We start from the raw sequence: 13,306 nt of genomic DNA on the forward strand, positions 1-13,306 counted from the left end.
GATGGATCGGGCCTCTTGGCAAGCCGATTCCGGTGAATCGCGCTGGACGGGGTGGGAATGCCGTGTCAGATCGCGGCCATGTTGAAAGATTTGCACCTCTCGCGCGGCTGTGCCGCTGCCTTCGCCGCCGTCGGGATCTATTGGGGCGCGTTCGGCGCGCTGGTGCCCGATCTCAAGCCGCAGGTCGGTCTGTCGGATGGCGGATTTGGCGCGGCGATGCTGGTCTCGACGGCGGGGGCGGTGGCGGCGATGTGGGCGGCGCCGTGGATCGAGCGGGTGCTGGGCCTGCGCGCGGTGCCGGTGCTGGCCTGCGCGGTGGCGCTGGCCTTCGTCTTTCCGGGACTGGCGGTTGGCGGGGTCAGTTTCGCGTTGGCGATGATGCTGGCGGCGATGGCCAGCGGCACGCTGGACGTGGCGATGAACGCGCGCCTGTCGGTGCTGGAATCGGTGAGCGGTCGGCCCCTGATGAACCTCAATCACGGGATATTCTCGCTGGCCTATGCGCTGTCGGCGGTCTTCACCGGGTTGGCGCGCGAGGCGGGCTGGTCGCCGCTGATGGTGTTTTCGGCACTAGGTCTGGTGGTGTTGCTCTTGTTGGCCCCCATGATCTTGTCTCCGGTCCCGGATCCCGACCGGGTCGAGGGCGCCCCGGAACCGGCCCCGATTAGCTGGGCCGTGCTGGCGCCCGCAGGCCTGATCGTCTTGGTGGGATTCATGGCCGAGCAGGGGACCGAGGGCTGGTCGGCGCTGCATCTGGAACGGGGCCTTGGCGCGGGGGCGGCCGAGGGGGCGTTGGGACCGGCGATCTTGGGGTTCACGATGGCACTGGGGCGGTTTTCGGGACAGGCGGTGGCGCATCGGATGAGCGAGGCGGTGGTGCTGAGTTTGGGGGCGTCGCTGTCGGCGATGGGGGCCGTGGTGGCGGCTTGGGCGGACGGGTTGGCGATGGCCTATGCGGGCTTCGCGATGCTGGGCTTGGGGGTGTCGGTGGTGGCGCCGATGGCCTTTGCCTGGGTCGGCAGGCTGGTGGCGGTGGAGCGGAAGGCGCTGGCGATCAGCCGGGTGGCGGTGCTGGGCTATGCGGGGTTCTTTCTGGGGCCGCCGATGATGGGGGGGCTGTCGGAAATGGCGGGGCTGGCGTGGTCGTTCACGGCGGTGGCGGGGCTGTTGATTCTGGTGCCGCTGCTGCTGGTGCCGGTGCTGCGTAGGCGTGGGGCCCCGGCTTAAGGCAGCCAAGGGAGGTTTCGCGGCGAAACCTTGTTTGTTAACAATGGGTTAATGCTTGTGTGCACTTGAGGGCAGTAAACATAGTACTAAGCCGCTAGTCTCTGCGCTTACGTAAACGCTTATTGCGAGTACGTTCCATGGCTCGCCTTTGTTGGCGAGACATTTTTGTTCGAGTTGTATGGGATGGCTTCGAGTAGTCTGGGAATTCTTGCGTTGTGATGTTGCTCCAATTTAAACGCTCTTTACGCATTATCCCGAAATACTCTTCTGCATCCTTCACTTCCTGTTCAAGTTCTTCTGTCCATTGATCCACTTCGAGAATAAGTAGGTCTTCTGAGGAACCATTAGGATGGAATTTCCCACCTAAGCCCTCCATCCCAATTCCGACAACGCGTTTAAGTGTCTTGTTGTGGCGTAGCGTTGCATATGAATATATTTCCAGTAGCTTGTTCCTTGCGGTTCTGTACTCCTCGTAACTTGCGTTGTCTGGGAAATTTCCGGGAATAGGTAGAAACAAAAATACATATGCACAGAAGGGATCTGGAGCATCATAGTCCGGGTAAATCACGCGCGAGTATCGAGCATCCGGAAGGTGTTTGGTTCGTTCCAAAGCGTCCATAAATCCCGCTGAGAGACTCCTACGGCGAGTTCTGTCCTCGGCTGCCATTTTCCGAAGTGCGACTTCCATTGCCATTGGGCTTTCCTCTTGGCCCGGCGGTGAGATGGCTGTCCCAGAAAGGAGTGTCTGAGCGAATATGGATATAAGTTTATCCCAAGCGTAGGAATCTTGGTTTGCAACTTTTCTTGCCAAGTATTCGGGCCGTGAAACAAAGCGTTTATGTCTTCCAGGGGGAATGGCGTAGAGGTCACCGGTTTCGTGGTCAGGGGGGCAGAAGGAATGGTTGCCGTTTTCATCCTCCGTTTCGAAGTAACAGGCTAACAAATCCAGTTCACTGTTCGCCAATAGAATTAATGGTTGGCGAAAAGCTTGTTCGCGATGCCTCAGGTACGAAACGAAATCACTTACAGTGTCGAGTTCATCAAGAACGGTATCGAGGCTAGTTCGGTCAAATACATGTATGAAAGTCCCATCAGGCGCGATGTCCCCAATAAAGAAAGGCATGCAGTTTGAGCCATCTTTAGGGGCGTGAGCGTCCCCCTTTATTTCAGGGGAAAGAAAAAATGTCCCTTTTTCGTCATCACGATGCTGTTTGGCGGCGTCTTCTGCGCCGATAGCGACAGCAATACCGTGAACACGGCGTGCGTTGGCGGGCGGTAGGGCAATTGGCAATCTATGTTTGCAATCTTTATCAGTAAATACGCGATCAGGAAATTCAGTTAGCCAGCGCTCTGCGCCTCTAATTTGTTGCGCCGACTTTTGTACCGCACTCTTGTACCATCTTTTCCAGCTGACTTCGATATCTTCGTGCGGTTTCCACTCAATATATTTGTCGCTAAAAATTAAGACATCATCGCCAAATGTTACCAGAAGATCACAAATCTCTTTGCCATCTCCGCTTTTGTGGCCGCGCTTGTCACTGTAAATGTTTGGGTAGCACCAGAGGTCAAGGAAAGTGCGCTCTGCAATTTTCTGGAGATACCGCTCGCTATCTGTGACCCCTGTACCTCGGTGAACTGTCGCCACTTCGTCCCCATTCGATTACTGCACCTAACAGTTCAATAGGCGACCAAACGTAGTGGTTGTCTAGGGATTTCAAGTCGCAAGCGAATTTCTACCGCCGCGGATGATCTTGAACTCACCCCCAATCCCCCGAAAACCCCTTCGGCACCATCAGGATATCCCGGTCCACGCCGTTGATATCCCGGTGGCCGCAGAGGGCCATGGACATGTCCAGCTCCTTGTGGATGACCTCCAGCGCCTTTGTCACCCCGGCTTCGCCCATGGCGCCCAGACCGTAGACATAGGCTCGGCCGATCCATGTGCCCTTGGCCCCCATGGCCACGGCCTTGAGCACGTCTTGGCCCGAGCGGATGCCGCTGTCGAGGTGGACTTCGATCTTGTCGCCGACGGCGTCCATGATGGGCTCCAGCGCGCGGATGCTGGAGAGCGCGCCGTCGAGTTGCCGCCCGCCGTGGTTCGACACGACGATGGCGTCGGCGCCGACATTGCAGGCCTCCAAAGCGTCGCGGGGGTCGATGATGCCCTTGATGATGAGCGGGCCGTCCCACATCTTGCGGAACTGGCGGATGCGGTCCCAGTCGAGGCTTTGGTCAAAGCTCTTGTTCGTCCATTCGCCCAGCGAGGAGGGGTCGGAGACGCCCTTGGCATGGCCGACGATATTGCCGAAGAAGCGCCGCTTGGTGCCGAGCATCTCAAGGCCCCACGGCACCTTGGTCATCATGTTGGCGATGGATTTCGGGGTCAGCTTGGGCGGGGCGGAGAGGCCGTTCTTGAGGTCCTTGTGGCGCTGGCCCAAGAGTTGCAGGTCGACGGTGATGACGGCGGCGGAGCATTTGGCGTCGCGCGCGCGGTCGAAGAGCCGCTGCATGAAGTCGTCATCCTTGAGGGTGTAGACCTGCATCCAGAAGGGTTTGTCGGTGTTCGACGCCACGTCCTCGATGGAACAGATGGACATGGTCGACAGGCAGAAGGGGACGCCGAATTTGTTGGCGGCTTTGGCGGCTTTGATCTCGCCATCCGCCGACTGCATGCCGGTGAGGCCGACGGGGGCGAGGGCGACGGGCATGGCGACGTCCTGGCCGATGAGTTGGGTCTTGGTCGAGCGGTTGGCCATGTCGATGGCGACGCGCTGGCGCAGGTAGATCTGGTCGAAATCGGTGACATTCTCGCGGAAGGTCTGTTCGGACCAAGAGCCGCTTTCGCAGTAATCGTAGAACATCTTGGGGACGCGGCGTTTGTAGATGCGCTTGAGGTCCTCGATATTGGTGATCACGGGCATGGCGGGACTCGCTTTGGTCGAATTGGTAAGGTCTGGTTACCAATGCCACGGGTTGGCGGGAATGTCCCGAAGAATTTTGTGTTTAAGGGCTGGTTCACCGGTTGGCGCTAGGGTGCGAGGGCTGATCCGGGGGTTTGAGATGAAGGGCATGGTTTTCACGGAACTGCTGGCGATGGCAGAGCAGGCGGTGGGCGAGGATGTGGTGGATGAGGTGCTGGACGGGTTGGACCTGGACAGCGGCGGGGCCTATACGGCGGTGGGCAGCTATCCGTGCAGCGAGTTGTTCGCGATCGTGGGGGCGCTGAGCGACCGGACGGGGATCGATGCGGGCGAATTGCAGCGGCAGTTCGGGCATTGGGTGTTTCGAACGTTCGAGCAGGGCTATCCGCAGTTCTTCGCGGACAAAGCGGGCGCGCTGGAGATGCTGGAGGCGATCGAGGGGCAGGTGCATGTGGAGGTACGCAAACTGTACCCGGATGCGGAACTGCCGACCTTTGCAACGCGGATGCTGGAGGAGGGCGGGCTGGAAATGCAGTACCGCTCTGACAGGCCGCTGGTGGCGTTTTGTCACGGTCTGGTCGAGGCCTGCGTGGCGCATTTCGACCGCCCGATGCAGATCACCCGGACCGGCGGGGCCGATGGCCGCGAGGCGCTGTTCGTCATCCGGGAGGTCCGGTGACCAACCTGCCCCCCGGCGACGACCGCGTCTCGCGCAGGCGCTACGCGCGCGAACGCTCTGCCCGGCAAGAGGCCGAGCGCTTGCTGGAAGAGCGGGCGCTGGCGCTGTTCCACGCCAATGCAGAGCTGAAACGTCAGGCGGAAACGCTCGAAGAGGCGGTCAGGCGCCGCACAGAGGAACTCGAAGCCGCGAAGCAGGCGGCGGAAAAGGCCAGCGCCGCCAAAAGCGCCTTTCTCGCCATGATCAGCCACGAAATCCGCACCCCGCTCAACGGGGTTCTGGGCATGGCGACGGCGCTTGCGGATACCGAGCTGGAGCCGAACCAGCGCGATATGCTCGACGTCATCGTGTCCTCGGGCAATGGCTTGCTGGCGCTGTTGAACGACGTGCTCGACCTGTCCAAGATCGAGGCCCGCCGCCTGACGCTGGAAACCATCGAATTCGATCCCAACCAGCTCATGGACGAGGTCGTCGCGCTGCACCGCGCCAATGCCGCGGAAAAGGGGTTGGACCTGCTGATCGCGGGCCATCTGCCACAGGGGCGCTGGCGCGGCGACCCCAACCGTTTGCGGCAGGTGGTGTCGAACCTACTGTCGAACGCGGTGAAATTCACCGCCTGTGGCCATGTCTCGCTCGACCTGCGGATGATCGGCGACCGGCTGGAGGTGGCCGTCAGCGATACCGGCGCGGGCGTGCCGGAGGAGACGCGCCCGAAACTGTTCAAGCCGTTCTCGCAGGCCGATACCTCGATCACGCGGGAATTCGGCGGCACCGGGCTGGGGCTGGCGATCTCGCGCCGGATCTGTCGGATGATGGGCGGCGACCTGACCTTTCACCCGGCGCCGGGGGGCGGCGCGTGTTTCGTGGCGACGGCTCATCTGCTGCCACTCCGGTCGGGGGCGGCGGCAGGACCGGACAGGGCCTGTCCCTATCAGCGCGTGCTGACCGAGCGCCGCTGGCGCATTCTGGCCGCCGAGGATGGCGCGACGAACCGCAAGGTGCTGGACCTGCTGCTGCGTCCGCTCGACCTTGATCTGAGCATGGCGGTGAACGGGGCCGAGGCGGTCGCGGCGCATCGCGCCACGCCGTTCGACCTGATCCTGATGGATGTGAATATGCCGGTGATGGACGGGCTGCAGGCAGCGGATGCGATCCGCGCGGCGGAGCGCGCGGAGGGGCTGCCCCGCGTGCCGATCATCGCGCTGACCGCCAACGCGATGACCCACGAGGTGTCGGATTACAGCCGCCACGGCATCGACGCGCATGTGTCCAAACCCGTCCGGCGCGAGGAGTTGGCGCAGGCCATGGCGATGCAGCTTTGCGTCAGGCTGCGGGCGCGCGTCGAGGACCGCCCTCAGGCGGAGTGAGCACCGTCTGCCAGCCCCTTGACGAAGGACAGCACATCCGCCGGGGACTTGCCCGCGGCGATCTCGGCCACGATGGCGGAGCCCACGACGCAGCCATCGGCGACGGACGCGATCTCGCGCGCGGTGTCGGGGGTGCGCACGCCGAAACCGACGATGATCGGCAGGTCGGTATGGGCCTTCATCCGGGCCACTTCCGGGCCAACATCGGTGGCCTGCGCGGCGGCGGCCCCGGTGATGCCAGTGATCGAGACGTAATAGACGAAGCCCGAGGTGTTGGTCAGCACCTTTGGCAGGCGCTTGTCATCGGTGGTGGGCGTGGCAAGGCGGATGAAGTTCAGACCGGCCTTTTGCGCGGGAATGCACAGCTCGTCATCCTCCTCGGGGGGCAGGTCGACGATGATCAGCCCGTCGATCCCGGCTTCCTTCGCGTCGGTCAGGAATTGATCCACGCCGTGGGAGTAGATCGGGTTGTAGTAGCCCATCAGCACGATCGGGGTGGTGTCATCGTCCGCGCGGAAGTCGCGCACCATTTGCAGCGTCTTGTTCAGCGTCATGCCGCCATCGAGCGCGCGCTGCCCGGCCAGCTGGATCGTCGGCCCATCGGCCATCGGATCGGTGAAGGGCAGGCCCAGTTCGATCACGTCGACACCGGCGCCCGGCAGGCCCTTCATCACTTCGAGCGAGGTCGTGATGTCCGGATCGCCCGCCATGATGTAGCTGACAAAGGCCTTTTTGCCTTCTGCGCGCAATTGGGCGAACTTGGCGTCGATACGAGTCATGGCGGTCTCCGGTTTCAGTCCTAGGTCTGTTGCCGGAAGCGGCCGGGAAAATCAATGGGAGGAATGAGATGCGTATTCTGTTCACGGGTGGTGCGGGCAAGGCCGGGCGGCACGTGGTGCCCTATCTGGTGGCGCAGGGGCACCGGGTGCTGAACCTCGATCTGGTGCCGTTGGAGGCCGAGGGGGTGGACAACCTTGTGGTCGATCTGACCGATCCGGGGCAGGTCTTCAGCGCGATGATGAGCTATGCGGGCTTCGACGAGCTGGAGCCGGGCACCGGGATGCCAAGGTTTGACGCGGTGGTGCATTTCGCCGCCGTGCCGGCATCCTGCTGAAACCCGATTGCGAGACGTTCCGGGTGAACACGCTGTCGACCTACAACATCATGGAGGCGGCGGTGAAATTCGGCATCCGCAAGGTGATCTTTGCCTCGTCCGAGACGACCTATGGCGTTTGTTTCGCCGATGGCGAGGTGAAGCCGGATTACGTGCCGGTGGATGAGGATCACCCCACCGTGCCGCATGATGCCTACGCCATGTCCAAGGTCTGCAACGAGGCCACGGGGCGGTCCTTTCAGGCGCGCACCGGGGCGGATATCTACGGTCTGCGGATCAACAACGTGATCGAGCCGCACGAATATGCGCAGAACTTCCCGGCCTTCATGGACAATCCGGCGCTGCGGCGGCGCAACATCTTTGCCTATATCGACGTGCGCGATCTGGGGCAGATGGTGGAGCGGTGTCTGCAGACCGACGGGCTGGGCTACGAGGTGTTCAACGTCTCGAATGACGACATGTCGGTGGGGATTTCCTCGTCCGAGGTGAGGGAGCGATTCTATCAGGGCGTGCCAGTGCGGCGCGAGATGGGCCCGGATGAGACCTTCTATGCCAATGACAAGGCCAAGCGGCTGCTGGGGTTCGCCCCGAAACATTCGTGGCGCGAGGTTTTGTGACAGTTTCTTGACACGGCTCAAGGCGGGGGCTGCGGCGATGTGACAGACTCGGGGGCGAAACAGGAAAGGAGAGCGCATGCCCGAAGATACCAGCCCCCAGATCGAGGCCGTTGAGGCCATTCCCGCCGCCCCCGACGCGACCGACGCCGCCGACGCGGTGATCGCCGCGCCGCAGCCCCTGCGCAAGCCGCACACGCCCACGCCCGACGAAATCCGCCGCGCCTTCGAGACCGGCGAATACCCCTATGACGTGAAGCTGTCGCGCCGGTCCTATGAGCGGGAGAAGGCGCGGCTTCAGGCAGAGCTGCTGAAGGTGCAGCTTTGGGCGCAGGAGACCGGGCAGAAATTCGTGCTGCTCTTCGAGGGGCGCGATGCGGCGGGCAAGGGCGGCACGATCAAGCGCTTTACCGAGCATCTCAACCCGCGCAATGCCCGCGTCGTGGCGCTGAACAAGCCCACGGACGAGGAACGCGGGCAGTGGTATTTCCAGCGCTACATCCAGCACCTGCCGACCAGCGGCGAGATCGTGCTGTATGACCGATCGTGGTACAACCGCGCGGGCGTCGAGCGGGTGATGGGGTTTTGCGAGCCCAACGATTACCTCGAATTCATGCGCCAGACCCCGGATCTGGAACGGATGCTGGTGCGCTCGGGCATCCGGCTTTACAAATACTGGTTCTCGGTCACGCAGGACGAACAGAAGGCGCGCTTTGACAGCCGCGAGACCGACCCGCTGAAACAGTGGAAGCTGTCGCCCATCGACAAGGCGAGCCTCGGCAAGTGGGACGACTATACCGAGGCGAAGGAGGCGATGTTCTTCTACACCGACACCGCCGATGCGCCGTGGACGGTGATCAAGTCGAACGACAAGAAGCGCGCAAGGCTGAATTGCATGCGGCATTTCCTGTCGACGGTGGACTATCCCGGCAAGGACCACAGGATCGCCAAGCCCGCCGATCCGCTGATCGTGGGGGGCGCGAACCACGTGATCCACCGCTCCGAGCATATCCTCGGCACGGCGCTGCACCCCGATACGCGCAAGGCGACCTGACGCGCAATCGACACTGGCTGGCCTATAGCGCCAGCCAGTCCATCAGCGGGGCGCGGTCCTCGATCTCGGTGCGCAAGAGCGCCTCGGGGTCGGCGGTCAGCGCGTCTTCCAACCCGTCATGCCAAGCCACCAGCCCCTTGTGGCGCAACAGCGCCTCGCGCGGGTGGTCGGCGGGGTAGGGGGCGGGGACGCGCTTGAGCGCAGGCGGGTCGATGCGCCAGTCGTGATCGGCGATCACCGCCGCCAACGTCTCGCCCTCGGGGCCTGCCACCTTGGCGCGGTAGCGATCCAGTTGCCCAGCCTCGAACCCCATCACGCCCGCGCCGAAGGTCGCGTAATCCGGCGAGATCCCCAGCATCCAGGCCCGCCCGTCGGGCAGCGACCACATCATGTGCAGATGCGTGTGATAGGGCGTCTTGTCCTCGGAAAAACGCACGTCGCGATGCGGGCGAAAGAGCTTGGTCCGCACCGCGTGGCCCTGCGCCAACTCCATCCAGCGGGCCAGATCGGCCAGCAGCTTTTCCGCCGGGCGTTTGAGATAGCTGTCATAGTCGGATTTGCGCGCAGTGAACCAGTCACGCGTATTCTGTTCGGCAAGCTCCGACAGAAAGGCGCGCGCATCCGGCAAAAGGCGTTTCAGATCAATCGCTTCGGGCATGAAATCGTCCTGGGGTCTTCTGCCCCGTGGACATCATAGCATTTTTTGCGGGCAAATGCGCGTGTCGTCGGGGCAGACCTGCTTGCCAAGGCAAGAGGGCGCCGATACCCCTTGGCGCGATGGCTGAACGGATGACATATGGCGGGCATGCCCGCGCGGTGCTGGGCCTTGGCCTGCCCCTGATCGGCGGCCATCTGGCGCAACTGGCCATCGGCATGACCGACACGGTCATGATGGGCTGGTACGGGGTGCCGGAACTGGCGGCGCTGACGCTGGCGGGGTCGCTGTTCTTCACGCTGTTCCTGTTCGGGTCGGGTTTTGCCTGGGCGATCATGCCGATGGTGGCGACCTTCGCCGCACGTGGCGAGACGGTGCAGGTGCGCCGGGCCACGCGCATGGCGCTGTGGCTGTCGATCCTGTATTTCGTGGTGATGATGCCTTTGCTGTGGTGGTCGGGCCCGTTGTTGGAGCTGTTGGGCCAGACGCCCGAGCTGTCGGCGCTGGCGCAGACCTATCTGCGCATCGCGGGCTTCGGCATGCTGCCGGCGTTGGGCGTCATGGTGATGAAGAACTACCTCGCCGGGTTGGAGCATACCCGCGTGGTGCTGTGGGTCACGGTGGCGGCGGCGGTCGGCAACGTGGCGATGAACTACGCGCTGGTCTTCGGCAATTGGGGTGCGCCCGAACTGGGGATCGCGGGGGCGGCCATCGCTTCGGTCTTCGTGCAGCTGGTGTCGATGGCGCTGATCGTGGCCTATGCGCTGCGGGTCCTGCCCGAGCACGCGCTGTTCCAACGCTTCTGGCGCCCGGATTGGGAGATGTTCGGGCAGGTCTTCCGGCTGGGCTGGCCGATCGGGCTGACGACGCTGGCTGAAGTGGCTTTGTTCGCAGGGGCCTCGGTGCTGATGGGGATGCTGGGGACGGTGCCGCTGGCGGCGCATGGCATCGTGATCCAAGTGGCGACGGCGACCTTCATGATTCAGATGGGCCTGTCGAACGCGGCGACGGTGCGGGCGGGCAACGCGCTGGGGCGCGGCGACGCGCGGCACATGCTCGACGGGGCTCGGGTGGTGATGGTGATGGGGGCCGTGGGCGTGGCGGTGTCCATCGCGCTGTTCGTGCTGGCGCCCGAACTGGTGATCGGCCTGTTCGTCGACCCAGACGATCCGCAGCGCGCGGCAATCATCGCGGTGGGGCGGCAACTGATGCTGATCGCGGCGCTGTTCCAGCTGGCGGATGCGGTGCAGGTGCTGCATCTGGGCCTGCTGCGCGGGTTGCACGACACGCGCGTGCCGATGATCGTCGCCGCGTTCGCCTATTGGGGTGTGGGCATGCCCGCCGCCGCCGGGCTGATGTGGCTGGGCTGGGGCGGCGTCGGCGTCTGGCTGGGCCTGACCTTTGGCCTGACGGTGGCCGCGGTCGCGTTGGGGGTGCGGTTCTGGCGGCACGGGGCCGCCATGGTCGTCAGTCCACGTTGATCATCCACGGCACGCCGAAGCGGTCGCGCAGCGTGCCAAACCCCTTTGCCCAGAATTGCGGCCCCCAAGGCATCTGGGTCTCGCCCCCCTCGGCAAGCGCGGCATAAAGCTGCGCGCCCTTGTCCACATCGTCGAGCGCGATCTGCAAGTCAAAGCCGGAATGCCCCCGGAACACGTCGCCCATCGTGGCGCCCCCCATCACGTCCGAGGCCATCAGGGTCATGTTCTCTAGCACCAGCTGGGCGTTGGCGACGCGGTCGCCCATGCCTTCGGGCACCATCGAGGTGTCGGGCATGTCGGCGAACCGCATGATCGTCAACTCTCCGCCGAGCAGGGATTGGTAAAAGGTCATGGCCTCGGCGGCGGTCCCGTCAAAGGTCAGGTAGGCGTTCAGTCGCATCGGTGTCTCCTGTCTCGCTGATCGCAGCATGCGCGCGGCCCGACAGAAATGTCTAGGGTCAGGAACGGAGGTATTCCGCCATTGCGCGGGCCGGTCGGGACTGTTTGACTTGGCCTTGCCTGCACCGGGCATCGTGCCGGTCAGGGATATTTGAACAAGGGACAACACAGGGGATTTTTCATGGATACGACGATGGCAGGCCAAGGCGGCTATACCCGCGAGGTCGGCATAGGCGAAGCGGTGACGCTTTTCTTCACCAACTACGTCAATTTCAGCGGCCGTTCGAACCGGGGCGAATATTGGTGGGCGTTCCTCGCGATCTTCCTGATTTCGCTCGGGCTGTCGTTCCTCGATATGGCGCTGGGCATCGGGCTGCTGGGCGGGCTGTTCTCGCTGGCGACGCTTCTGCCGGGCCTCGCCATCGGCGCGCGCCGCCTGCACGACATCGACAAGTCGGGCTGGTGGCTGCTGATCGGGCTAATCCCGCTGGTGGGTTTTCTGGTGCTGATCTATTTCTTCGTGCAGCCGCCGAACCCCGGCCCGAACCGCTTTGGCTGAGACTTGAGCGCCCCCTGTCCCGTCCGGGCCGGGGGGCACCGTCTTTGCGCGCTTGCAGGACGGCGCGCAGGCGACTAGAAGGCGCCCGTCTGGATCAGCAAGGAGAGCGCAGATGGGCTTCCGTATGGGTATCGTGGGTCTGCCGAATGTCGGCAAGTCGACCCTGTTCAATGCGCTCACCAAGACCGCCGCGGCGCAGGCGGCAAACTTTCCGTTCTGCACGATCGAGCCCAATGTGGGCGATGTGGCGGTGCCGGATGACCGGCTGGACAAGCTGGCGGCGATTGCCGGATCGAAGCAGATCATCCCGACGCGCATGACCTTTGTGGACATCGCCGGTTTGGTCAAGGGGGCCTCCAAGGGCGAGGGGCTGGGCAACCAGTTTCTGGCCAATATCCGCGAGGTCGACGCGATTGCCCATGTGCTGCGCTGCTTCGAGGATGACGACGTGACCCATGTCGATGGCCGCGTCGATCCGGTCTCGGACGCCGAGACCATCGAGACCGAGCTGATCATCGCCGACATGGAGAGCTTGGAAAAGCGGCTTCAGAACATCGTGCGCAAGGTGCGTGGCGGCGACAAGGAAGCGGTGCAGCAGGAACGCCTGATGAAGCTGGCCATGGCCGCTTTGGAGGATGGCAAGCCCGCCCGCGTGGTCGAGGTCGATGCCGAGGATCTCAAGCAGTGGAAGATGCTGCAACTTCTGACCTCGAAACCCGTCCTGTATGTCTGCAATGTCGACGAGGGCGACGCCGCCGAGGGCAACGCGCTGTCGGCCAAGGTCTTCGAGATGGCGGCCGCGCAGGGCAACTCCGCCGTCGTGATCAGCGCCAAGATCGAAGAGGAAATCAGCCAGCTGGACGAGGACGAAGCCGCTGAATTCCTTGGTGAACTCGGCCTGAAAGAGGCCGGTCTGGATCGTCTGATCAAGGCCGGGTATGCGCTGCTGAACCTTGAAACCTACTTCACCGTCGGCCCGAAGGAAGCGCGCGCTTGGACGATCAAGCAGGGCACGCTGGCCCCGCAGGCGGCAGGCGTGATCCATGGCGATTTCGAGCGCGGCTTCATCCGCGCCGAGACGATTGCCTATGACGATTACGTCACCTTGGGCGGCGAAGGCCCGGCGAAAGAGGCGGGCAAGATGCGCGCCGAGGGCAAGGCCTACACCGTCAAGGATGGCGACGTCCTGCACTTCCTGTTCAACACCTGACGGCCCGCCTGTCGACAATCTGCATA

The 13,306-nt window shown here is 63.2% G+C and carries 12 protein-coding genes and 1 pseudogene; 8 read left to right on the plus strand and 5 right to left on the minus strand.

The features are described from left to right. Positions 1-78: 78 nt before the first annotated feature. Positions 79-1,227 carry an MFS transporter gene (locus D8Z78_RS13365; protein WP_121630838.1) on the plus strand — a complete coding sequence of 383 codons (1,149 nt, stop codon included), beginning with the start codon at positions 79-81 and terminating at the stop codon, positions 1,225-1,227. Between the two features lie 94 nt (positions 1,228-1,321). On the opposite strand, the gene D8Z78_RS13370 is transcribed toward D8Z78_RS13365, so the two are convergent. Beyond that, positions 1,322-2,872 (minus strand): hypothetical protein, encoded by a 1,551-nt coding sequence (locus D8Z78_RS13370; RefSeq protein WP_128910788.1) that lies wholly within the window; start codon positions 2,870-2,872, stop codon positions 1,322-1,324. Between the two features lie 112 nt (positions 2,873-2,984). Then, positions 2,985-4,148 carry an alpha-hydroxy acid oxidase gene (locus D8Z78_RS13375; protein ID WP_121630771.1) on the minus strand — a complete coding sequence of 388 codons (1,164 nt, stop codon included), beginning with the start codon at positions 4,146-4,148 and terminating at the stop codon, positions 2,985-2,987. A gap of 139 nt (positions 4,149-4,287) precedes the next feature. Here D8Z78_RS13375 and D8Z78_RS13380 point away from each other — a divergent pair, with 139 nt between their 5' ends. After that, positions 4,288-4,827 (plus strand): heme NO-binding domain-containing protein, encoded by a 540-nt coding sequence (locus D8Z78_RS13380; protein WP_121630772.1) that lies wholly within the window; start codon positions 4,288-4,290, stop codon positions 4,825-4,827. Beyond that, the gene (locus tag D8Z78_RS13385) at positions 4,824-6,194 is read left to right on the plus strand and encodes an ATP-binding protein (protein ID WP_121630773.1); all 1,371 of its coding nucleotides are present in this window, start codon (positions 4,824-4,826) and stop codon (positions 6,192-6,194) included. The genes D8Z78_RS13380 and D8Z78_RS13385 overlap by 4 nt, the downstream gene beginning before the upstream one ends. On the opposite strand, the gene trpA is transcribed toward D8Z78_RS13385, so the two are convergent. Continuing rightward, positions 6,182-6,973 (minus strand): tryptophan synthase subunit alpha, encoded by a 792-nt coding sequence (gene trpA, locus D8Z78_RS13390; RefSeq protein WP_121630774.1) that lies wholly within the window; start codon positions 6,971-6,973, stop codon positions 6,182-6,184. The two genes, D8Z78_RS13385 and trpA, sit on opposite strands and share 13 nt — an antisense overlap. A 68-nt stretch (positions 6,974-7,041) precedes the next feature. Between trpA and D8Z78_RS13395 the strand changes: the two are divergent. Together D8Z78_RS13395 and ppk2 are read left to right on the plus strand one after the other, a co-directional pair. Continuing rightward, positions 7,042-7,925: pseudogene (locus D8Z78_RS13395) on the plus strand (NAD-dependent epimerase/dehydratase family protein). A 76-nt stretch (positions 7,926-8,001) separates the two neighbouring features. Then, entirely contained in the window at positions 8,002-8,976 is a 975-nt protein-coding gene (gene ppk2, locus D8Z78_RS13400; protein WP_121630775.1) for a polyphosphate kinase 2, read from the plus strand. Between the two features lie 22 nt (positions 8,977-8,998). On the opposite strand, the gene D8Z78_RS13405 is transcribed toward ppk2, so the two are convergent. Continuing rightward, positions 8,999-9,634 carry a TIGR02453 family protein gene (locus D8Z78_RS13405; protein WP_121630776.1) on the minus strand — a complete coding sequence of 212 codons (636 nt, stop codon included), beginning with the start codon at positions 9,632-9,634 and terminating at the stop codon, positions 8,999-9,001. Positions 9,635-9,753: 119 nt separating this feature from the next. Here D8Z78_RS13405 and D8Z78_RS13410 point away from each other — a divergent pair, with 119 nt between their 5' ends. Continuing rightward, on the plus strand, positions 9,754-11,112 hold the full coding sequence (locus D8Z78_RS13410; RefSeq protein WP_121630777.1) for an MATE family efflux transporter: 1,359 nt from the start codon (positions 9,754-9,756) through the stop codon (positions 11,110-11,112). Here the strand turns inward: D8Z78_RS13410 and D8Z78_RS13415 are convergent. Continuing rightward, complete coding sequence (locus D8Z78_RS13415) at positions 11,099-11,512, minus strand: VOC family protein (RefSeq protein ID WP_206169683.1); 414 nt, start codon at positions 11,510-11,512, stop codon at positions 11,099-11,101. The two genes, D8Z78_RS13410 and D8Z78_RS13415, sit on opposite strands and share 14 nt — an antisense overlap. Before the next feature lie 180 nt (positions 11,513-11,692). Between D8Z78_RS13415 and D8Z78_RS13420 the strand changes: the two genes are divergently transcribed. Beyond that, a complete protein-coding gene (locus tag D8Z78_RS13420; RefSeq protein ID WP_121630778.1) occupies positions 11,693-12,070 on the plus strand; it encodes a DUF805 domain-containing protein in 378 nt (125 codons plus the stop codon). Positions 12,071-12,182: 112 nt separating this feature from the next. Continuing rightward, positions 12,183-13,280, plus strand: coding sequence for a redox-regulated ATPase YchF (ychF, locus tag D8Z78_RS13425; protein WP_121630779.1), 1,098 nt, complete (start codon positions 12,183-12,185; stop codon positions 13,278-13,280). Positions 13,281-13,306: the final 26 nt, after the last annotated feature.

Source organism: Tropicibacter alexandrii (genome assembly GCF_003667315.2).
Taxonomy (GTDB): domain Bacteria; phylum Pseudomonadota; class Alphaproteobacteria; order Rhodobacterales; family Rhodobacteraceae; genus Tropicibacter; species Tropicibacter alexandrii.